The sequence below is a fragment of the Thermococcus gorgonarius genome (genome assembly GCF_002214385.1).
Lineage (GTDB): Archaea > Methanobacteriota_B > Thermococci > Thermococcales > Thermococcaceae > Thermococcus > Thermococcus gorgonarius.
In genome coordinates this window covers 536439-556345 of record NZ_CP014855.1, presented here as the reverse complement: position 1 = coordinate 556345, position 19907 = coordinate 536439, and the positions used below count along the sequence as shown (strand labels likewise).

22 protein-coding genes and 1 tRNA gene are annotated in these 19907 nt (G+C 52.2%); 13 read left to right on the top strand and 10 right to left on the bottom strand.

Annotated features, from left to right (window positions below; genetic code table 11):
- Positions 1-96 precede the first annotated feature (96 nt).
- Positions 97-276 carry a hypothetical protein gene (locus tag A3K92_RS03145; RefSeq protein WP_088884880.1) on the top strand — a complete coding sequence of 60 codons (180 nt, stop codon included), beginning with the start codon at positions 97-99 and terminating at the stop codon, positions 274-276.
- A gap of 50 nt (positions 277-326) precedes the next feature.
- On the opposite strand, the gene A3K92_RS03140 is transcribed toward A3K92_RS03145, so the two are convergent.
- Positions 327-3110: a DEAD/DEAH box helicase gene (locus A3K92_RS03140; RefSeq protein WP_088884879.1), complete on the bottom strand. Its 2784-nt coding sequence runs from the start codon at positions 3108-3110 to the stop codon at positions 327-329.
- Between the two features lie 82 nt (positions 3111-3192).
- Here A3K92_RS03140 and A3K92_RS03135 point away from each other — a divergent pair, with 82 nt between their 5' ends.
- From A3K92_RS03135 to ftsY, 3 genes are all read left to right on the top strand, one after another.
- Entirely contained in the window at positions 3193-4683 is a 1491-nt protein-coding gene (locus A3K92_RS03135; RefSeq protein ID WP_088884878.1) for an MFS transporter, read from the top strand.
- Positions 4684-4765: 82 nt separating this feature from the next.
- Positions 4766-5224: a hypothetical protein gene (locus A3K92_RS03130; protein WP_088884877.1), complete on the top strand. Its 459-nt coding sequence runs from the start codon at positions 4766-4768 to the stop codon at positions 5222-5224.
- A gap of 94 nt (positions 5225-5318) precedes the next feature.
- On the top strand, positions 5319-6311 hold the full coding sequence (gene ftsY, locus A3K92_RS03125) for a signal recognition particle-docking protein FtsY (protein WP_088884876.1): 993 nt from the start codon (positions 5319-5321) through the stop codon (positions 6309-6311).
- A gap of 43 nt (positions 6312-6354) precedes the next feature.
- Here ftsY and A3K92_RS03120 read toward each other — a convergent pair whose 3' ends face one another.
- The gene (locus A3K92_RS03120; protein ID WP_088884875.1) at positions 6355-7161 is read right to left on the bottom strand and encodes a sugar phosphate isomerase/epimerase family protein; all 807 of its coding nucleotides are present in this window, start codon (positions 7159-7161) and stop codon (positions 6355-6357) included.
- Between the two features lie 84 nt (positions 7162-7245).
- Between A3K92_RS03120 and A3K92_RS03115 the strand changes: the two genes are divergently transcribed.
- The 5 genes from A3K92_RS03115 (at position 7246) to A3K92_RS03095 (ending at position 10923) form a co-directional block, all read left to right on the top strand.
- Positions 7246-7839 (top strand): CGP-CTERM sorting domain-containing protein, encoded by a 594-nt coding sequence (locus A3K92_RS03115; protein WP_232460911.1) that lies wholly within the window; start codon positions 7246-7248, stop codon positions 7837-7839.
- A gap of 73 nt (positions 7840-7912) precedes the next feature.
- Positions 7913-8527, top strand: a complete 615-nt coding sequence (gene scpB, locus A3K92_RS03110; RefSeq protein ID WP_088884873.1) for an SMC-Scp complex subunit ScpB — start codon at positions 7913-7915, stop codon at positions 8525-8527.
- Between the two features lie 124 nt (positions 8528-8651).
- Entirely contained in the window at positions 8652-9734 is a 1083-nt protein-coding gene (locus A3K92_RS03105; RefSeq protein WP_088884872.1) for an OB-fold nucleic acid binding domain-containing protein, read from the top strand.
- Positions 9735-9739: 5 nt separating this feature from the next.
- A complete protein-coding gene (locus A3K92_RS03100) occupies positions 9740-10120 on the top strand; it encodes a replication protein RepA (protein WP_088884871.1) in 381 nt (126 codons plus the stop codon).
- Positions 10117-10923 (top strand): OB-fold nucleic acid binding domain-containing protein, encoded by an 807-nt coding sequence (locus tag A3K92_RS03095; RefSeq protein ID WP_088884870.1) that lies wholly within the window; start codon positions 10117-10119, stop codon positions 10921-10923. The genes A3K92_RS03100 and A3K92_RS03095 overlap by 4 nt, the downstream gene beginning before the upstream one ends.
- A gap of 39 nt (positions 10924-10962) precedes the next feature.
- Here A3K92_RS03095 and A3K92_RS03090 read toward each other — a convergent pair whose 3' ends face one another.
- Genes A3K92_RS03090 through A3K92_RS03080 form a run of 3 tightly spaced genes read right to left on the bottom strand, consistent with a single transcriptional unit; the run spans position 10963 to position 13304 of the window.
- Complete coding sequence (locus A3K92_RS03090; RefSeq protein WP_088884869.1) at positions 10963-11343, bottom strand: ribonucleoside-triphosphate reductase; 381 nt, start codon at positions 11341-11343, stop codon at positions 10963-10965.
- Between the two features lie 10 nt (positions 11344-11353).
- Positions 11354-12184 (bottom strand): geranylgeranylglycerol-phosphate geranylgeranyltransferase, encoded by an 831-nt coding sequence (locus tag A3K92_RS03085; protein ID WP_088884868.1) that lies wholly within the window; start codon positions 12182-12184, stop codon positions 11354-11356.
- A 46-nt stretch (positions 12185-12230) separates the two neighbouring features.
- Entirely contained in the window at positions 12231-13304 is a 1074-nt protein-coding gene (locus A3K92_RS03080; RefSeq protein ID WP_088884867.1) for a Clp1/GlmU family protein, read from the bottom strand.
- A gap of 126 nt (positions 13305-13430) precedes the next feature.
- Between A3K92_RS03080 and A3K92_RS03075 the strand changes: the two genes are divergently transcribed.
- The gene (locus A3K92_RS03075) at positions 13431-13892 is read left to right on the top strand and encodes an Lrp/AsnC family transcriptional regulator (RefSeq protein ID WP_257789300.1); all 462 of its coding nucleotides are present in this window, start codon (positions 13431-13433) and stop codon (positions 13890-13892) included.
- Here A3K92_RS03075 and engB read toward each other — a convergent pair.
- Positions 13868-14440 carry a GTP-binding protein EngB gene (gene engB / locus A3K92_RS03070; protein WP_088884866.1) on the bottom strand — a complete coding sequence of 191 codons (573 nt, stop codon included), beginning with the start codon at positions 14438-14440 and terminating at the stop codon, positions 13868-13870. The two genes, A3K92_RS03075 and engB, sit on opposite strands and share 25 nt — an antisense overlap.
- A 96-nt stretch (positions 14441-14536) precedes the next feature.
- On the opposite strand from engB, the gene A3K92_RS03065 reads away from it, so the two are divergent.
- The 3 genes from A3K92_RS03065 to A3K92_RS03055 all read left to right on the top strand — a co-directional run bounded on the left by A3K92_RS03065 (position 14537) and on the right by A3K92_RS03055 (position 16306).
- The gene (locus A3K92_RS03065) at positions 14537-15187 is read left to right on the top strand and encodes a YlmC/YmxH family sporulation protein (protein WP_088884865.1); all 651 of its coding nucleotides are present in this window, start codon (positions 14537-14539) and stop codon (positions 15185-15187) included.
- A gap of 42 nt (positions 15188-15229) precedes the next feature.
- A tRNA-Leu gene (locus A3K92_RS03060) sits at positions 15230-15317 on the top strand.
- A gap of 167 nt (positions 15318-15484) precedes the next feature.
- On the top strand, positions 15485-16306 hold the full coding sequence (locus A3K92_RS03055) for a cysteine synthase family protein (protein ID WP_088884864.1): 822 nt from the start codon (positions 15485-15487) through the stop codon (positions 16304-16306).
- 108 nt (positions 16307-16414) lie between these two features.
- Here the strand turns inward: A3K92_RS03055 and A3K92_RS03050 are convergent, their stop codons facing one another.
- The 4 genes from A3K92_RS03050 to ribD form a co-directional block, all read right to left on the bottom strand.
- Positions 16415-17464, bottom strand: a complete 1050-nt coding sequence (locus A3K92_RS03050; RefSeq protein WP_088884863.1) for a glycosyltransferase — start codon at positions 17462-17464, stop codon at positions 16415-16417.
- Complete coding sequence (locus A3K92_RS03045; RefSeq protein ID WP_088884862.1) at positions 17454-18119, bottom strand: hypothetical protein; 666 nt, start codon at positions 18117-18119, stop codon at positions 17454-17456. The genes A3K92_RS03050 and A3K92_RS03045 overlap by 11 nt, the downstream gene beginning before the upstream one ends.
- Before the next feature lie 135 nt (positions 18120-18254).
- Positions 18255-18809, bottom strand: a complete 555-nt coding sequence (locus A3K92_RS03040) for a riboflavin synthase (RefSeq protein WP_088884861.1) — start codon at positions 18807-18809, stop codon at positions 18255-18257.
- Entirely contained in the window at positions 18790-19872 is a 1083-nt protein-coding gene (ribD, locus tag A3K92_RS03035; protein ID WP_088884860.1) for a bifunctional diaminohydroxyphosphoribosylaminopyrimidine deaminase/5-amino-6-(5-phosphoribosylamino)uracil reductase RibD, read from the bottom strand. Before ribD ends, A3K92_RS03040 begins: the two co-directional genes overlap by 20 nt.
- Positions 19873-19907 lie beyond the last annotated feature (35 nt).

The following is a 19907-nucleotide window of genomic DNA, read 5'->3' as shown; positions in this document are numbered from 1 at the left end:
ATTCTTCTCGAGGCCCACAGGAAGAGTTATAAAGCTCAAACTCAAGTTACAATGGGAACCGCGGCAAACGGTTCCCCATTAAGGAGGTGTTCAAAAATGGTTGAGATGCTGGTTAAGTCCAAGGTTAAGGAGGCCGTTAAGGCTATAGACGAAGAAATGAGAGTTAGCCCAGAGTTCTACGACGCCCTCGAGGCCGAACTCAAGGTTCTCATCGAAAAGGCCGTTAAGAGGGCCCAAGCCGAGGGCAAGAAGACCCTCTACGCCAGGCACGTTTGACTTTCACGCCCTAAGCGCCTGTGCCCTTTTTCATTTTGTTATGATGCTCACTACACGTTGTTTTCCTCGGGCTGCTTCTCTGTCCTGTTCTTGTCTTCCACCCAGAACCTTCTCGTCCGTATAAACTCTCTCTCGCGCTCCATGAGGGCAACCAGAAGGGCATCTCCCCTGTACTGTGCCAGAAGCCTCGCCGCGGTGTCCGGCCCCGTTCCATAGCTGGCCAAAGCCAAAACGGCCTCAAAACCATAGGTATCAACAAGGTCGGCAGCTTTCAGAAGTTTTCTGTAGGTTCTCTCTTCCTTTCTCTCAAGCGGTTCTCCACGCCGGACTTTGTCAAGAACAGGGAGGAATTCCTCGGCATCAATCGGATGGGCAACGGCCAGCATCTTAGAGCCGCAGCGCGGGCACTCCCTGTCTTTGATGCTCCTCAGCCTTGAAACCTTCGTCTTTGAGTACCAGCCGCAGTTGGTGCAGACCAGGACCACCTCATGGTCAAGCAGTCTGTTCCTAAACAGCTCAAGGATTTCGTCCCGCTCGAGCACGCCTGTAAGCAGAAACTCCCCGCCGACGGTCATGTTGAGCCTCGCCAGCGTCGAGGGTTCCCTTCTAAGCTCGCTCTTTACCCTTATCGTGCCCCTCTTGAGCATCTCGAGGACGAGTTCTCCTTTGCTTACGTCCACCTTGTCGTGGTACAGCTCGTTCAGCGTCTCCCTCTCGATAACGGTCCCCTCGAAGAGCCTCTCCACACGCCCAATCCTAGCGTCTCTCCTCAATGCCCCGAAGCGCTTTGCGACGTTCAGCATACGCCAGCGGTAGGCGTGGGAGTCCCTCAGCGCCCTTGCCACGATGAACTCCAGGCTCTCTGGCTCCTGATAGAGATAACCCTTCACCTCCTCTGGGTTCAGCTGGAAGGGCGTTTTAAACACAACGGCATGGGCCTGTGCGCGAACCGAGAAAACCCTCCCGTAGCGCAGGATTAAAAACGAGTGCACGAGTCTCCCAAGGGCTTCGTTCGCCCTGTTGCCAAAGTCCGCGTGGATTACCAGTGCTTTAGGCGTGCTCTCAACTACGATGTCCCTATCAGTTGAGAACGGCTCGCCCTTTATCTCCTCGAAGGCTCGTTTCAGCTCCTCCTCCCTGAACCCGACGCCCTCCAAAAGCTCCTTTGCCTTCCCGAAGTCAAAGGCCAGCTCCCTCTTCAGCCTGCCGACGGCGAGGGCAACCCCAAACGGCACGGGAATCATCTCGCCCTCCCAGCTCGGTATCGCACTCTCCAAGCTTTTGCTCTCGCGGACCTTCAAAAGCCTCGCCTCGTCGTCTATCTTGAGCACTATCCAGCTCCGCCCGTTCATCACGAACTCCATGCCCTCTTCCAGATCCATCACGAAGCTCTCGTCCAGTCTCCCTATCACGTGCCCACTCCTGGCGTCGAAGACTCTCCATGAGACTTCGTCCGGAATCGTTGAGAGGTTCTCGTAGTAGTACTGGAACGCTCCCCTCCTGAGGTAGAGCAGTCCCGTCTCTTCGTCATAGCCCACCAGCCTAGCGTCCTCTAAGACCCTCAGAACGTCGAGGTAATCGCTCCAGCCCAGATTCCTGTAAACGTATGCCCTCCTTGCTATCTCGTATGGCCTCTCGCGCGGGAGCCTCTTATACTCTATGAGCAGTCCCACGATGAAGTGAGCGAGAACGTCAAGGCCGCCCATCGGCTCAACAGCCTCAAAGCGGCCCTCAAGGGCGTGCTTTGCTATCACCAAACTCTGGAGGTAGTCCTCGACGTTAGATGTGATAACGTAGGCTTCGCTGACCTCTCCAATACGGTGCTTCGCCCTCCCCGCGCGCTGAACCAACCGGTTCACCTGGCGCGGGCTCATGTACTGAATCACAACGTCAACGTCGCCGATGTCTATGCCGAGCTCCATCGAGGAAGTGCATATCAGCGCTTTGATTTTCCCCTCTTTAAGGGCCCTCTCAGCCTTTATCCTCGCCTCCTTGGAAAGAGAGCCGTGGTGAACCTCCACCGGCTTCCCCCAGGCCTTAAGCCTGTGGGCTAAAATCTCGGCAAACTGCCTAGTGTTCGTGAATATCAGGGCTTTTCCATGTTTTTCCACAATCTCCCAGAGGAGCCTTAAACGAGCCGCTATCTCCGGCGAGAGGCTCAGCTTTCTCGCGAGCTCCTCATCCTCCTCGCCCGGCTTGGGATAGAGGACGTGGAAACGGTAGTTCTTCTTCCAGGGCGGCTTTACTATAACGTCGGCTTTCAGCCACTCCCTCACTTCCTCTTCGTTGCCGACCGTAGCGGTCATTCCTATCCTTTTGAACTCCGCAATCTCCGCCAAACGTTCAAGGTTTAAAAGGAGCTGCGCCCCGCGCTTGTTGTCCACCAGCTCGGCTATCTCATCCACAATGACGAACTTAACATTTTCAAGGTGCTTCCTAAGTGATTTAACCGTCAGGATGACGCCGAGGGTTTCGGGGGTTATGATGAGCATCTGAGGTGGGTTCTTCGTCTGTTTTGCCTTCCTGTAGGTTGAAGTGTCGCCGTGCCTCACCTCGACGCTTATCCCGAGCTTTCTCCCCCACCACTCGAGCCTGTCAAGCAAATCCCTGTTCAAAGCCTTGAGCGGGGCAATGTAGAGGGCGGAAATCGGCTTAAGACCGTTCTCAAGGATTTCGTTGAACACCGGAAGGACAGCGGCCTCCGTTTTGCCGGAACCGGTGGGGGCTATTATCAGAACGCTCTTTCCCGAGCTAACCTCCTTAAAAGCATCCTGCTGGAGCCTGTTGAGCCTTCCGAAGCGCTCTTTAATGGCCTTCCTGAGGAGGGGGTGCATGGTGTGAGCTTTATTGGTGAGTTTATAACCCTAACCGCTAAGCTTATAAACCAACCTATCGTTCGATATGTCGGTGATAAAGATGAACGTCATGAAGAACGCAGAATATGACCTGGCCTACGCAAAAAAGGCCATGCTCGTGGTGGTCATCCTCCCGCTCCTCGTCATGTACACGGAAGCGATGCTCACGCCGGCACTCCCGACGATCCAGAAGGAGTTTGCCATAAACCCCAATGACGTGAGCTGGGTTCTCACAATTTATCTCCTCGTTGGAACGGTCAGCGTCGCCCTATTTGGAAAGCTCGGCGACATGTACGGCAAGAAGAAGATGTTCCTGGTTGCGTTGGGATTCTACACGCTCGGCGTCATCCTCAACGGCTTCGCCCCGAGCTTCCAGTGGCTCCTTGTGACGAGGGGAATACAGGGATTTGGCATGGCCATCTTCCCGCTCGCCTTCTCCCTGGTTAGGGAGGAGTTCCCGCCCAAAATGGTCCCGCAGGTCCAGGGAATGATAAGCGCGATGTTTGCGGTGGGTATGGTCATAGCCCTACCGCTTGGAGCTTGGGTAACCCAGAACTGGGGCTGGCGCTGGACCTACCACTCGGCGGCACCCTTCGCGGTGCTCATGTTCTTCCTCGCATGGAAGGTTCTCCGCGAGAGCCGCTACATCAACCCGGGAAAGGTTGACTGGATTGGAGCAGTTCTTCTCACCGTCGCCGTCGTCCCGGCGCTCGTCGGCGTTACGAGGGCACCTAACGTGGGATGGACGGCCAGAGAGACGCTCGTCCTCTTCAGTGTGGCCGTAGTCAGCGCCATCATTCTCGTCCTCTGGGAGAAGAGAGTCGAGAACCCGCTGATACCAATTGAAATAATCTCCGCAAGAAACCCCGCGATAGTCAACATCGGGATAATGTTCGCGGCCTTTGGCATCTCCATGATGAGCCAGGCGAACACATACATCTTCCAGATGCCTAAGCCCTACGGTTTCGGCAAGACGATACTCCAGAGCGGTCTCCTAATGACGCCAATGGCCCTCGTTATGCTCATCGTTGCCCCGATAGCAGGAAAGCTTATGCCAAAGGTCGGCGCAAAGCCAGTCGCCCTGACCGGGGCCTTAACAGCAAGCATCGGGCTGGGAATTCTGTCGAAGTATGTCCCCCAGCTTCCGCCCGACCACCTCTGGGCGTTTATTGGACTAATAACGCTCGTTGGAACGGGCATAACGCTGATTAACATCTCCCTCATCAACGTGCTGGTCTTTTCGGTCCCTCCAAGGGCCATGGGAGTAGCAACTGGAGCGAACAGCCTCTTCAGAAACTTCGGCTCCACGTGGGGGCCAGCCATCGCCGGCACCATCATGAGCACATACTACATCCTCTTCCATCCGCCAGGGGCTCCGCCATGGGTCAAGATTAAAATCCCGACCACAAAGGCCTACGAGGTCCTCTTCGGAACCTCAGCGGCCATCTTCCTGCTTTTGGCCCTGCTGATTTTGGCTCTCAGGGAGGTCATGAAGGGCGGAAGGATCCACGAGGTGGAAAACGAGGGGGAGAAAGATGTTGCGGTGGAATGAGATCTCTCTTTTCTTTCTTCAACAACATTCATCAAACTTACCAAATCCTTTTTAACCTGCCGGTGAAGTACACCCGGTTGAAATGAAACTGAGCGACCTAATAAACGTAAAGTCCGGTAGAATTCTCATGAGTGGCGGGCCGAAGAGGATAGCCAGGATATTCATCAACGAATGGGTGAGGATGGGATTTAAGGTTCTAGCGGAGGGACTTCCCTTCGTGGTGGACGGGGAGGTCTTCATCGGAAACCCCCTAGAAAACCCTGGGTTTGATGCATACCTCATACTTAACCCCCTCTCAAAATCCAAGTCCGAGCGGGAAGTCCTTTACGGGTGGCTTGCTGAAAACAGGGACAAGCTGGTCCTGCTGTACGAAACCAAGTACGTTGGGGATTCAATAGTCAGATACGGAATACGGAACTTCATAGACTACCTCCTCGCCTACCGGAGAGAAACGGTCGATACCGAAGTGATAAAGCTCTACTGCCTTAAAAATGGCAGAATAGTTGAATCAAAGGAGTTCATACGTCGTGGAAGCCGATGATGAGTGGCTTCGGGTCCGAAGGGTGAGGACACCAGCTATCGCTGAGGCCGATAACGATATATAGCCGGCGAGGTTTGCTTTGGTGGTGGTGAGCATGTTCGGAAAGCTCAGGGAGAAGCTCAAAAAGTTCACAAAACAGGTAGAGGAGAAAATCGAAGAAGAGGAGAAGACCGTTATCTCCAAAGAAGAGGAAAAGAAAGAAGAAAAGGCCGGCCTTCTGGACAGGCTTCTCCAGGTGGAGATAAAGGAAAAAGACGTAGATGATGCAATAGACGAGCTGGAGCTCGAGCTTCTTGAGGCAGACGTTGCCCTTGAGGTGGTTGATGAGCTCAGAGAAAAGATAACGGAAAAGCTCGTTGGCAAAAAGGTTAGAATCGGATCGGACAAAGGGAAAATCATTGAAGAGGCCGTGAAAGAGGCTGTACTGGAGGTTCTAACACCCCCGAGAAGAATAGACCTCGTTGAGGAGATAAGAAAAAAGGAAGAAAAGCCTTACGTTATAGCCTTTGTGGGCTTCAACGGCTCCGGGAAAACGACGACCATTGCCAAACTCGCCCACTGGCTTAAAAAACAGGGTTTCAGCGTCGTTATAGCGGCCAGCGATACATTCAGGGCCGGAGCAATAGAACAGCTCGAAGAACACGCCAAAAGAGTTGGCGTCAAGGTGATAAAGCACTCCTATGGAGCAGATCCCGCCGCTGTGGCCTATGACGCCATACAGCACGCAAAAGCCAGGGGCATAGACGTGGTTCTCATCGACACAGCGGGTAGAAACGAGCGCAACAGGAACCTCATGGACGAGATGAGGAAGATAGTACGCGTCACAAAGCCCGATCTGGTTGTCTTCGTTGGCGATTCTCTGGCAGGAAACTCAATAATAGAGCAGGCGAGGCAGTTCAACGAGGCTGTTAGAATAGACGGGGTTATCCTTACCAAACTCGACGCCGACGCGAGGGGAGGCGCTGCCTTGAGTATAAGCCACGCTATCGGTGCCCCGATACTCTTCGTCGGCGTCGGCCAGGGCTACGATGACCTGAAGCCCTTCGACGAAAAGTGGTTTGCCGACCTTATCTTCGGTGAGGAATGAGCCTTTCCATTTTTAAACCCTTAAAGGAAAACGGAGAAAAGGATCAAATGCTCGTGAGAATCTCGATGAGGCCCTTCTTCGTGGGAACTTTGGCAAACTTCTCTGGATCCTTTACTTTGAGTAGGATTGGAACGTCGCCGAACAGCTTGAGTATCTTGCTGAAGGGAATCTTGCCCTCCCCCGGCAGGAGGTGCAGATCACCGACGCCATAAGCCAAAGCATCCTCGGGCTCAACCTGCGGGAAGAGCTTTCCGAAGTTATCGTGGATCATCAGGATTATCGTCTTGTCGGTTCCGAGCTTTACATCCTCCAGCAGTTTGTTCTCGTCGCCCTGGGCGCTGAGGAAGGCGTGGGCAACGTCAAGGGCAAAGCCGACGTTGTCCCTGTTCACGTTGTCCACAACGTAGAGTGTGTCCTTGACGCTGTAAGTGTTCTCCAGGGCTATCTTTATGCCAAAGGGCTTTACCATATCGGCGAGCTGCTGAAGGGCCTCTATCTCGAGATCCAGCCTCCCGGTTTTTCCGCTCTGCATGACTATTACCTTCGCCCCGAGCTTTATCGCCACGTCGGCCACTGCCTTGGCAACGCGGAAGTGCCTCGTGTGGTAGATGTGATCCCTGAGGTTCATGGAAGTGGGCATCCTGATTATGTAGTCTATGCCGACCCCCCTGAGGGTGTTCTCGATGTTGCGGAGTTTCTTCTCAAAGACCTGGCCGTTGACGATGAGGCCAAGAGTATGGGGGAAGATCGACACGAAGTCGTAGTCCTTTATCTTAACGTCCGCCAGTATGGAGGCCAGCGTTTTGTCCTTCGTGATGAAGTGCGGATAAACACTTACCCCTATCTCCATGCCCTTCACCTTGATTAATGCACGCCAGCAGAGTATAAAAATCTGGTGGAGGAAACGTTTTAACCCAACTTCCCCAAACGATGTATGGGTGGTAAAATGAAAGTCCAAAAGGCTCTATTGGCTCTTGCACTATCACTGGCATTCCTTATCCTGCCGGTGGCATCTGCATCCAGCTGGGAGTTCAATGAATCAAAGGTTCACTTCTACATGTACGGCCTCTCAACTTGCCCGCACTGCAGGCACATGAAGCAGCTGATCCCGGAAGTTTATGGTTCCGACAAGCTCACCTACTACGAGCTCAACGGAAACCGACACAACATGGAGGTCTTCGAGAACATCTCACACTTAACGCATATAACCGGCGTCCCGGCAATAGGGATAGTCTATGACGGCCAGCTGGTGGCTGTGATAGAGGGCGAATTCAACGTTTCAGCGACGCCGGAGATTGTAAAGACGGCCATAGACCACAACGGCACCATACTCATCGTCGGAGGGGTAACCTACTTAATCCGTCACAACACCACCGAGGGAGTGAAACTGACGAACGAGCTGTACGAGCTATTCGTCAGACCCACGGCCACCACAACTACGACCAGCGAGGGTGGTGGAGGACTCTGCGGCCCAGCCGCTATAATTGGCCTTTCAGTGATTCCCATCCTCCTGCGGAGGAGAAAGTGAAACCTTTTTACTTTTCCCCTCTACTCCAGCAAACTTTATTTGCCGAACCTCCCATTTTTTCTGGGTGAAAATCATGGGACTGCTTGAGGACAAGGCTTTGGTTGAGGCGGCCCTCTTCGTTTCTGGAAGGCCTCTGAGTCTGAAGGAGCTCTCAAAGGCCCTGGGAATAAAATCCCTAGATTACCTTGAAAAGCTCATAGAGCTCATAGCGGCTGAATACGCGGAGAGAAAGAGTGCCATAGAGGTGGTCAGGGTTCTGGGGGACAAGTTCGTCATGCAGGTCAAGCAGGAGTACAGCCAGAAGGTTATTCACCTCATGCCGAGGCCCGACCTGAGGACGGGCGAGCTGAAGACTCTGGCCCTTATCGCCTACCTTCAGCCCATAGAACAGAGCAAGATCATAAAGCTCCGCGGAAGTCAGGCCTACGAGCACATCAAAAAGCTCGTGGAGATGGGGCTTATTTACGCTGAACCCTACGAGAGGACAAAACTCCTTGGCACGACCCAGAAGTTCGCCGAACTGTATGGCTTCCCGGAGAACGATCCGATGATAATCAAAGAAGCCTTCAAGAAGGTAGTCCACGCCGAGTACACGGACATCATAGCCAAACTCGAAGGCGAGAGTTCTGCCGAGACCGAAACTGAGGCCGAAGCTGAAAAAAATGAAGGGGTTGAAGAGTCTTCTTGAAGTTTTTTAGAACCTTCAGTTATCCATTTTCTGCGAAAGTAAGAAGTTTAATCCCTTGAAGGGCTGATAAAGGCTTAGAAAAGCTTAAATACCTCGGGCAACGATTACCATTTAGGTGAGTTCTATGATGGTGCTTACAAAGGACGACATAGTGAACCTCATCCGGTCCAAGACTGGGATGAGCCTCGACGAGATTGAGGAGAGAATCAAGGAAATAATGAGAAGGGAAGGCATAGGTGAACACGCCGCTGCTTTACTTCTGGCAGAAGAACTGGGTGTAAGCATAGAAGGTGAGGAAGAGCCCCTTCACATAGCCGATCTTGTTCCAGGCATGGAAAGGGTGAACATCGTTGCGAGGGTTCTCAGGAAGTATCCCCCCAGGGAGTACGTGAAGAAAGACGGGAGTAAAGGCCTCGTGGCGAGCATGGTTATCTACGACTCTACGGGTAAAACCAGACTCGTTCTCTGGGATTCCCAGGTTTCGAAGTACTACAACGAGATAAACCCTGGCGACGTCATCAAGGTCATCGACCCATCGGTCAGAGAAGGCAGAAACGGCGTTGAACTGCACGTCAATTTCAGGAGCAGGATAATTCTCAACCCCAAGGATGATCCGCGCGTTGAAGAGCTACCCCCACTCGAGGAAGTCAGGAGCTATAACTACAGACGCGTCAAGATAGCCGATCTAATGGGCGGTGAGAAGTTCATTGAACTGAGAGGAACAATAGCAAGGCTTTACCGCGTGACCGTGTACAACGCCTGCCCGCAGTGCAGGAGAAAAGTTGATTACGATCCCGCCACTGAGAAGTGGATCTGCATTGAGCACGGCGAAGTCGAGCCCGTAAAGATCACGGTTGTGGACTTCGGCCTGGACGACGGCTCCGGCTACATCAGAGTCACCCTCTTCGGGGAAGACGCCGCCGACCTTCTGGGTGCGGATCCAGAGGAGATATACCAGAAGCAGAATGAACTTATCGAGGCAGGGGCAACCCCCAAGGAAGCCTCCAGAAAACTCGCTGAGGAAGAGTTTTACACAGTTCTCGGACAGGAAATCGTCGTTAGGGGTAACGTGGTGGACGACAAGTTCTTTGGTCTAATACTGAAGGCCTTCGGCTGGGATCCAGTAGACTACAGGAGAGAACTTGGCCTCATTAAAAGCGAGCTTAAGGAGGCCCTCAAAAAGGTAGATTCCGAGCTTCAGGGGTGATGTAAATGGAAGAACAAACCTTTAGAAGGAGAAAACCTGCTGTTGAGAGGAAGATAGCGGAGATAAGCGAAGAAGATACCCGTGTCGCTCTCATAGGAAAGGCTTTCAAGATCGACAAGATGGACTATACCTTCTGGATCGACGACGGTACTGGTGTTATTCTTATCGAGAGCGAGGACAACGTTCTTCCAGAGCCGGGACAGCTCGTCAGAGTTATCGGAAGGGTGATAAGGGAAGAAAGTGGAATCCACATTTACGGTGAGGTCATCCAGGACTTCAGCGGTGCCGATCTGGATGCCCTTGAGGAAATAAGGGAGCTCGAAAGGGAATACCTCCCCAAGATTCGGAAGATAACGGCTTTCTGGGAAGGAGGTGAAGAGCTATGAAAAAGCGCCTCCCAGCGAGCAGGGTCTACATCAGCGACATTCTAGATGGCTACTACATCAAAAGCGACGGGGACCTTGAACCCAACTATCTGATAACAAAGGATGCAAGGAAGGTTTACCGCGTAAAGGTCGTTGCCACAGTTGTCAGGGAACCGTTCATCAGCGATGACGAGACCTATGGAAAGTTCCAGCTCGACGACGGAACTGGTACAATATGGGCCCTTGCCTTCCGCGATGATACCCGCTTCGTCAAGCTCGTTAAGAAAGGCGACCTTGTCCAGGTCATAGGAAAAGTAGCGGAGTGGCGCGACGACAAGCAGATACTTGTGGAGGGCGTTGCCAAGGTAGATCCCAACATGATGATCCTCCACCGCTTTGAGACGCTGAAAGAAAAGGCAGAGCACGCAGTAAAGGCCAAGACTGCCTTTGAGATATACGACCGCTACGGCATAACGGCAAAGGCCAAGGTTATAGCAAAGAACAAAGGTGTCAGCGAAGACCTTCTCCTCACAATAGACGAGCTCTACACCCTGATGCTCGAGCAGAGAAGTGCCGAGCTTGAGGAGGAGCTCTTCGAGGAGGAGATTGAAGAGGAGAAACCAGAAGAAAATCCAGAACTTGAAAAAGCCAAAAAAGCAGTCATGGATCTGCTGAGGGAAAAGGCCAAACCTCTATCCCACAGGTTCATCGTTAAAAAGCTCTCCAAGGAGTTCGATGAGGAGCTCATAGAAGAGGCCATAACACGCCTTCTTGCGGAGGGAGAAATCTACGAGCCCGAAACGGGTTACTACGAGCCTTTATGACTTTTTTCCTTTAATCCCTGGAAGATAAAAGGAGAAGAATCAGTACTGCTCCCTCATTGTCCTTATAACAGGATCGTGGATCAGCGTTGAGGTTATGCTGTCCACCATTCTGAAGAACTCGTCACGCCCCTTTTCCAGGGGCATGTTTTCAAGCTTTATCAGGAGGCATTTATCTCCAAGTATCCACTTACCTAGGAGTATCTTCTCCCTGTCTCCTTTTTTAAGGTCGAGTCTAGCGAGACCGTAGGGTATGTCCGCAGTCCACCAGTTTGCCTTAAAGAGGACTTTCCAGCCGGCCTCCTCAACGATGTCCACAAGCTTCTGAAGGGTCACCCCGGGTCCGTGAGGGGTTTTAAAAGTGAGGACAGTCCAGAGTTCGTCCCCTTCGAGAGCCTTCAGGATTTCCTCCTTAAACTCCATCCCTCTCACCTCACACTATTGCTGCTATGAGAAAGGCCGCAACGGCCAGGAATATGCTCACTTTGAGCAGTAACTGGGACTTGTGAGCGGTTTCTTTGCTCTGGTCCCTCAGGATTATGTAGCTGGCGTAAAGGATTATCGCATCCACAGGGAGCATGGCATAGTATCCAACACCAACGCCTGCTTTAACGGGGAGGAAGGACGCGATAACTGTCAGGACTCCAAAGAAGGAAGCAATATAGGCCGCTTTTCTCTTTCCGATGAGTATTGGAAGGGTTCTGGCGCCTTTTTCTAGATCACCCTCAACGTCTTCAATGTCCTTCACGATTTCCCTGGCCACGTTCACAAGAAAGGCACAGAGGGCAAGCGTTCCCGCGAGACCAATTTTTCCAACACCAACCGCACCGTAAAGCGGGGTTGCACCCGTTAAGGCCGCAACGGTAAGGTTGCCTATTAGTGGCATGGGTTTGAGCTTCCAGGCGTAGAGTACCATTGCAGCGTACGCCACCAGCGCCAATAAGAAAGCGTAGAGGTTTATGAAAACCGATAGAGCCAACCCAACCGCGAAGAGAAGGAACGAATACCACAGGGCCGTTGATCTTTTCATCGCGCCCCTGGGGAGCGGTCTTTCGGGGCGATTTATCTTGTCTATCTCGTAATCAAAGTAGTCGTTTATCGTGTTTCCGCCGGCGCAGCCCAAAGTGACAACAAGGAAGATCAGGACGGTTTTAACGGCGCTTGGAAGGTGCCCTATCGCTACTATTGAACCGAGAACGCCAACAAGACCTGCCAGCAGGCAGTTGTGCGGCCTCGTGATCTCGATGAAAGCCTTCAACTCCATTAGGGACACCTAACTGAGTTCATGAGTGGGGGGTTAAAAAGCTTTGCTAGAGCTCTTCCCTTCTGAGCAGTTCCAGTTCCTCCCCTTCTTCAGTCACCCTTATCCTTCCAAACCGGATTTCACGTGCCCTTGCCAGTTCTTCATCAGCCAGTGGAGTCAGGATTTCCAGTTTTCCGCTACTCAGCTTTGGCCATTTGATTATCCCAAGGCCAAGGCAAAGGCCTTCTTCGTCGATAAAGCCAACGAGTAAGTTGCTCAGCTTCTCGATGTCTATTGCTTTGATAACCGACCGGTTGTAGGGCCTGGGCCTTTCTGGATCGGCCTTCACGACGACGTAGCCTTCCCTGTTCTTCCAGCCGTTGAAGATTATCCATTCGTGGAGCTTTCCGATTAGCTCAATTTCCTCTTGAAGTAGGGGTCTGCCAGTAAACATGACTGTTCCAGAAACCAGAAACTCGTTCAGATCGACTTCCACCATTTTGGATCCCGAGAAGTATGTCCTCCACTTTGCAGCCCTTATCAGTTTTCTCTCCTCATGGGAGTGAGGCTTAACAAGGCTACTTTTCTCAGCGTGAAAGACTCTGGCAAGTGAACCAATCGAACTTTCGAGCCTGCGAAGATCTTCACTGTCCCCTATAAAAACGACTAAATCTGGCCTCAAGAGCTCCACTTTCATGCGCTTTAGCTCAAGTCCAGGGCCACTAATGAATCCCGTTGTATCGATCAGAACGAAGTCCGCTATCCTCGAACCAATATCAGCGAGCCTTTTAACCCCAACGACGGTCTCTCCGATGTACTGGGAAGGAGTGGTTGTCCCGATGAAGTAATGAGCTAAAGGAACAGCTTCACCTATGTGGGCCACGGGCCTATCCAGAATACCGAGGCTTACCGTACCTGGGGGGAGTATGCTCTTCTGTCCAACATCGCTGTCCACTACGGCCACTTTATACCCCATGGACAAAAGGGAATTTGCCACATAGGAAACGGTCGTGGTCTTTCCGCTGTCAACATCGCCGATAAAAATTATCTTCCCAGAACCAATCTCATCGAGAAGGGCAATCAGTGAAAGTCTGTCCTCAGGAACCTCCGTTGTGTAGCCCGCTTTGTTTATTTGCTCCATGCCACACCCTCCAGCGAACTTTCAGGAAAGGTTTATAAAACTCTTCCCTGTAGTGATCAAACGTGAAGTTTACAAATAAAAAATCCGGACTTTAACGTTGAAAGGTCATGATCGGAGGTGTTATCGGTGGAGAAAGGCTCCCTTACACCCAAACAGATGAAGCTTTTGAGGAAACTTTACAATGAAGGGAAACCAATTGAAGTTCACACTGTTGAAAAGACCCAAGATGAGCTGGCCGAAGAGCTGGGGATAACAAGGCAGGCCCTCAGCAACCACCTCAAGGTCCTCAAGGAGCTTGGTTACATCAGAACAGGCAGGGGCTTCATAGACCTAACGGAAAAGGCCCTCGAACTTCTTGGGGAGAAAAGGGGTGGTGTCTTTGTCTTCGTCAGAATAGAGCCGACGAAGAGGAAACACGTTTACGCGGAAATCAAAAAGATGAAGATAAAGAGGATCTACCGTGTCACCGGGGACATAGACCTCATCATCGAGGCTGACAAGGGGCAGCTCGACGAGATACTGGAGGAGATAGCCTCCATTGACGGTGTTAAAGAAACCGTGACTCACGTTGTTCTTGAGGTTCTCTGAGACCCTTCAACTCTCTTTATGATCTCCGTTCTGAGACGATCGATGTTCGTGCCGAATTTGGCGGATATTGGAATCATCACCTCTTCTCTCTCTTCCGGCTTAATGCCCATCTTCTCGGCCAGAAATCCAAGAGTTCGCTCCAGGTTTTTGATCTTATCCACCTTGTTGACCGCCACTATCGTCGGAATTCCAAGTTCCTGAAGAAATGAATAAAACTCCACGTCTATGGGTATCTCCCCCCTCTTCTCCCACCTCTCTATTATCTCGGAGGCAGATTTTCCGTCCACAACCAGAACGGCAAGCTCGATTTTCTTGGCGTTTTCCTCTATGAACCTCACGATCTCGTCCTTAACCCGCTCCTGAACCTCTTCTGGCAGGCCACTCATGAACCCAAAGCCGGGCATATCCACGACTTTTCTGCCCCTCCATTCCACTTCGACTGGCTTTCTCGTCACGCCAGGGCGTTTACCCCTGCGAACCTTTTTTCCGGTTAGTTGGTATATCAGCGTGCTCTTTCCCACGTTAGAGCGCCCCACAAATATTATCATCTCTCATCCCCACCGTAAATCCGAGAGAGAGGTTATAAGCTAAACGGCCGGAAAGGTTAAGTATTCCTTCGGGATAAAATGGTGTGGGGTGGGTTTATGGTTGTGAGTGACAGGGCGAACCAGCTAATCAACAAGTTCGTTGTTTCCCTTACCACTGGAAAGATACTCGGTTATGTAACCGATATAAACGTAGAGGTCGAGGGGGACAAGTTCTTCTTTATCCTGAAGATGAAGGTAGTGGAAAACCTAGGAAAGGGCCAGGGCATGTTTACCAACGAGACTAAGCTGAGGATAGAGCCGAGCGATATCGTCAACGTTGGTCCGGACGTTATAATAATAGGAGACGGGAAAGTTCCACCACTGAGGGAGATAGAAAGCCTTGCCCAGCTCAGGGGCGAGTACGAAGAAGTTCTGGCCCAGCTGAGGGAAAAGGAAGCGGTGGTTAACTCACTCAAGGAAGAAGTCAGCTCACTCAGGAGACAGCTTGACGATGCCCAGCGGGAGCTGAGGCGCTGTGAAGTGATGAAGGAGGACTTTGAGCACCTCAAGGAACAGCTTCTCAAGCAGGAGGGCGAGCTCGAGATGGCCAGGGAGTACATAAGGGTTCTTGAGGGTATGAGAGAGGACATAGACAGCATCAGGAAACTGCTGGAGAGCTTGGTAAGTGAGACATTAGAGAGTACCGTCCGGGGAATAATAGATGAGGAACTCAATGCGAGGGGGCTTAAAAAGACGGGCTTCATCTGAACCCAAAAACTTTTTAACGTCACCTTCATGAGTTAAACCGGCGCGGGGGTAGCCGAGCCTGGCCAAAGGCGCGGGATTTAGGGTCCCGTCCCGCAGGGGTTCCGGGGTTCAAATCCCCGCCCCCGCACCACCAATGTTTACCCATTTCTGTGCACAACTGTTCGTTTTAGGAAAACTTTTAAAGGGTTCTCAGGAGTTCTTTCCGGTGATGGCAAATGAACGTGTTTAACAGCACCATCGAGCTATACGAGAAGTACAAGCCCACCCCCCTTGTGCGGCTTTCCTTTGATAGGGGGGATGTCTTTTGCCAAGCTGGAGTTCTTTAACCCCTTCAGCAGGAGCATAAAGGACAGAACCGCTTTTAACATGCTTCTTCGCGCGATAGAGCGCGGGGACATCAACGGCGCGAGGAATCTTTTTGAGGCCAGTTCCGGCAACACCAGCATCTCCCTTGCCGCTTTGAGCAATGTTTTTGGCATAAAGTTCCGGGCTTATCTCCCGAAGCCGACTCCAAAGGCCACGCGGGTTCTCCTGAGGGTTCTTGGAGCGAAGGTTGTTGTTACAGAATTTGAGACCATTGACACTGAGATGGTCGAATTCGTTAAGAAAGAAGCAAGGAAGGCAAGAGCGGCCAACCTAAACCAGTTCGAGAACGACGACAACTTTGATGTCCACTACCGCGTTACGGCCAGGGAGATCGAGGAGCAGCTGCGAAGCATCGGGAAGAAACCCGACGTGCTAATAGCTGGAATTGGAACTTCGGGCCACATAGCGGGTATAGCCAAATACTTGAAGGAGCGCTACGACACCCGTATCGTCGGCGTCGTGCCAGCCAGGGGGGAGAAGATTCCGGGAATAAAGCGCCTCGAAACCGGCCAGAAGTGGTATTCCCTGGTAAAGATAGACCGCGTCGTTGAGGTAACGAGGAGCGAGGCCATAGAAGGATCCATAGACATAGCCAGAAGGGACGGTCTGCTGATAGGCCTCAGCTCCGGCGCTGTAGCGAAGGCCTACGAGAGGGTCTCGGAGGAGTTCGGCGAGGGCACCTACGTCCTCATCTTCCCCGATGATGGGTTTAAATACGTGGAGGTCTTTGAGGGCTATCTGGGGATGACATGAAAAGACTGGGCCTCGCCACTCTCCTCCTTTCTATTAACGGGGTTTATAAAAGCAAGAGAATCACCTGGATCCCACTAATCAGGCAAAACCGCTCTTTGTAGTCGGCGCTTATTGCTTTTTCCGGAAAAGCAAGTGGAGATAGCCATAAACGTGGAGCGTCAGGTAAAAGAGTGCCAGAAACCACAGGACGAAGGGGAATGCCAAAACTTCCACCAGATAGCCACCCTCCACAGCTACAACGGTCGCCATAGTAAGAACCTCAAAGAGCAAAAAAACGGCAAGCAATTCAAATTTTCCCGCGAAAATCGCCAGTACCGGGAAGAGGACATCGAAGAAGGCAACGATATCACTTATGCCGAGAAACACTTTCTCCTTTAACGGGCCGCCGCCGAGCTTTGGAAGATCACCGAGGAACCACCTCTTCCTCTGTCTCCAGAGGTTTGCCAGCGTAGTTGGCATTCTGACCCAGCATTTGGCTTTGGGTGAGTAGACAACTTTTCCGAAACCTTTCAGGGCTACCGTCGTTGCGTAGTCCTCAACCGGGTCATTCACGAAGCCACCGATGGCCTCAAGGGCTTTTCTTCTGAACGCCGCTATCGGTCCGGGTGCCACGCTAAGGTTTTCGAGCTCATGGGCCCTTCTGAACATGGCTATCCTCAGGTGTTCTATGTCCTGGACAACCTCAAGAAAGCTCCTCGGCTGGACGCGAACCTGGCCGCCAACCGCCACCACATCATCCGCATAAAAGCGCTCGACAAGACCTTTCAGGGCTTTCCCTTCCAGCACGCCGTCCGCGTCCGTGGTCGCTATTATCTCGCCGGAGGAAAGCTTAAGCCCCTCGTTCAGGGCTCTGGCCTTCCCTGAGTGAGGTATTCTCACGACTTTCAAGCGGGGATCCTTGAAAGTTAAGGCCACGTCGTAGGTTTTATCCGAGGAACCGTCATCGATTACAATAATCTCAAAATCGGGATAATCAAGGTTTAAAGCCGCCCTTATGGCTTCTCCTATGGTTTTTTCCTCGTTGTGCGCTGGCATGAGCAAGCTCACTTTCGGCCGTAAGGCTGATGTTTTGGGGGCCTTTGTGAGACTCAGCAGGTACTTCAGAAAAAAATAGCCGTCCCACGCCAGTATTATGAGCAGGAGGAACTCAATCACCATCGCCGTCCTCTTTACTGGAACCCTTAAAAATTCTGACCCTTGCCACTTTGATTTCTTTGATTTCAGTACTCGTGGAAAGGACTTCAACGCCCCTGAAATAGAGAAGGGAGAACGGGTAGTCCAGGATGAATAACACGAGGAGTCCAAGAATCAAAGGAAGAAGAACCTGGATCAATTTGCTCTTCACCGGTAAGAACTGGGCTATCAGCCCGCCCCCCAGGTAGCCAAGCGTGAAGTTTACCAGCGATCGGTACCGGTATCTCTTTCCGCCCACTTTGCTCTGGCCTATGATCCTTAGGAGGGCCCTCAGTCCATCGACCCTTTTAACGTTGAAACGAAGAACAAAATCGGGCTCGGGCAGGCTCTCACTTCTAATCTGAACTTCGGGAGACACGAGATAGAACATCCTTCCCGTGCCGTCGGTGAGCTCTATTATCGCGGCGCTGTTTCCCTCGTAAAGGGTCTCAGCATATGAAGCCAGAACGTCTGGATCCGGCTCTAGGAGCCTTACAAACCTGACGTTAAGAGTTTTGAGAATTTTTTCAATTTCGCCGGAGCACTCGGAGAGAAGGAGACATCTAAACCTGCTGTAGGTCACGGGCTTCTTAACAGACCATCTGCGAAAGATTGCCTGTGCTTTCCTGCCGGCTTCCATGATAGGGATAACCACGGCAGAACTTAAAAAATTTTCCCAGGAAAAAATATTAAAAGGCGTTTTGCCATTCCGGAATGGGATGATGAGTTTTTCCCTCACTCCGAAGGATGAGGAGGAGCCGATGCACTGACCGGTTTATCTCTCCTCCAGGATTCTTTTCACGTATCTGGCTATGACGTCAATCTCGTAGTTAACCCTTTCACCGGGCCTCAGGAGGCCGAGGTTGGTCTTTTCCAGCGTGTAGGGGATCACCTGAATCCAGAAGCGGTTCGCTTCAACCCTTGCAACGGTGAGAGAGACGCCGTTCAAGGCTATGGAACCCTTCTCAGCAACACCCCACCTCTCAGGGGGCATCTCAAAGGCCATCCACGTTGTATTCCCGCTCGTCCTCTTAGCTATGAACCGTATTGTACCATCAACGTGGCCAGTTACTATGTGCCCGTCGAACCTGTCGCCTACTTTTAGGGCCCTCTCAAGGTTCACAACCTTCGCTTCCCTCAGGTTCGTCCTCCTCAGCGTCTCTTCCCCAACGTCGAAGATGGCTATTCTCCCGTCGAAGTCCACGACGGTCAGGCAGGCGCCGTTTACTGCCACACTGTCGCCGGGCCTGACCTCAAAGGGAACCTCTACATAGAGCTTTCCGGCAGAGTAGCGAGCTTTACCGGTTGCTTCAACTATCCCGCTGAACATCACCATCACCAGGGTAAGCAGTGACCAGAAAGCTCTCGCCAAGCCTCTCTATTGAGTCAATCCTCAAAACCGGTGCCTCATTCGCATCCTCAACATTCAGACACTCAAAGGGTTTTATCCCGTTGCCGAAGAGCTTCGGCCCGTAGAAGAGGTAGAACTTATCGGCGTAGCTTAAAAACTGACAGGCTATTCTGCCGCCTTCTATCAGAACGCTATCTATTCCCAGCTCGCCGAGCTTCCTCAGGATTTCTTCCGGCTCTGTTATCGGGTAGGCTTCCGCTATTCCCTCGAACTTCTCCGGCCTGTCCGTGAAGAAGATCACCCTGCCGTCGTCGAAGAGCCTGAACTTCCGTCCCTTCCGCACCTCTTCCGCCACCCTGCCGGAGCGGTCGAGGATCACCTTGACCTTTGGCGGGCAGTTCTCAAGCCTGCAGTTGAGCCTCGGGTTGTCGGCTAAGACAGTCCCAGAACCCACCATTATCGCCATGTGCCTCCTCCTCAGCTCTTGAACCCTCTGGCGAGCCTTTTCGCCAGTTATCCACTGAGAAGAGCCGCTCTCGGTTGCTATGAAGCCGTCCAAGGTTAAGGCGAGCTTGATCGAGACAAAGGGTATCTTGGTCGTTATGTACTTTATGAAGATCTCGTTGAGCTTCTTTGCTTCATCCTCAAGGAGGCCGACTTCCACCTCTATTCCAGCTTTTCTCATCTTCTCTATCCCTCTTCCCGCCACGAGGGGGTTTGGGTCCTTCATCGCAACGACGACCCGTTTAAAGCCCTCCTTGATTATTCTGTCGGCGCAGGGAGGCTGCTTCCCCCAGTGGGAGCAGGGTTCGAGGGTCACGTACATAGTAGCCCCTTTAACCTCGTGGCCTTTGGCCTTGGCGTCCTCTATGGCGTTGACTTCCGCGTGCTTCTCGCCGAAGCGCTGGTGCCAGCCGACGCCGATTATCTCGCCGTCCTTGACTATTACCGCCCCGACCATCGGGTTCGGGTTCACCCAGCCTTCTCCCCCTTTTGCCAGCTCAAGGGCAAGGCGCATGAACTTTTCGTCTTCGGGCCTCATGCTACCAACTTTCTGGGGGTTCTTTTAAGGGTTTC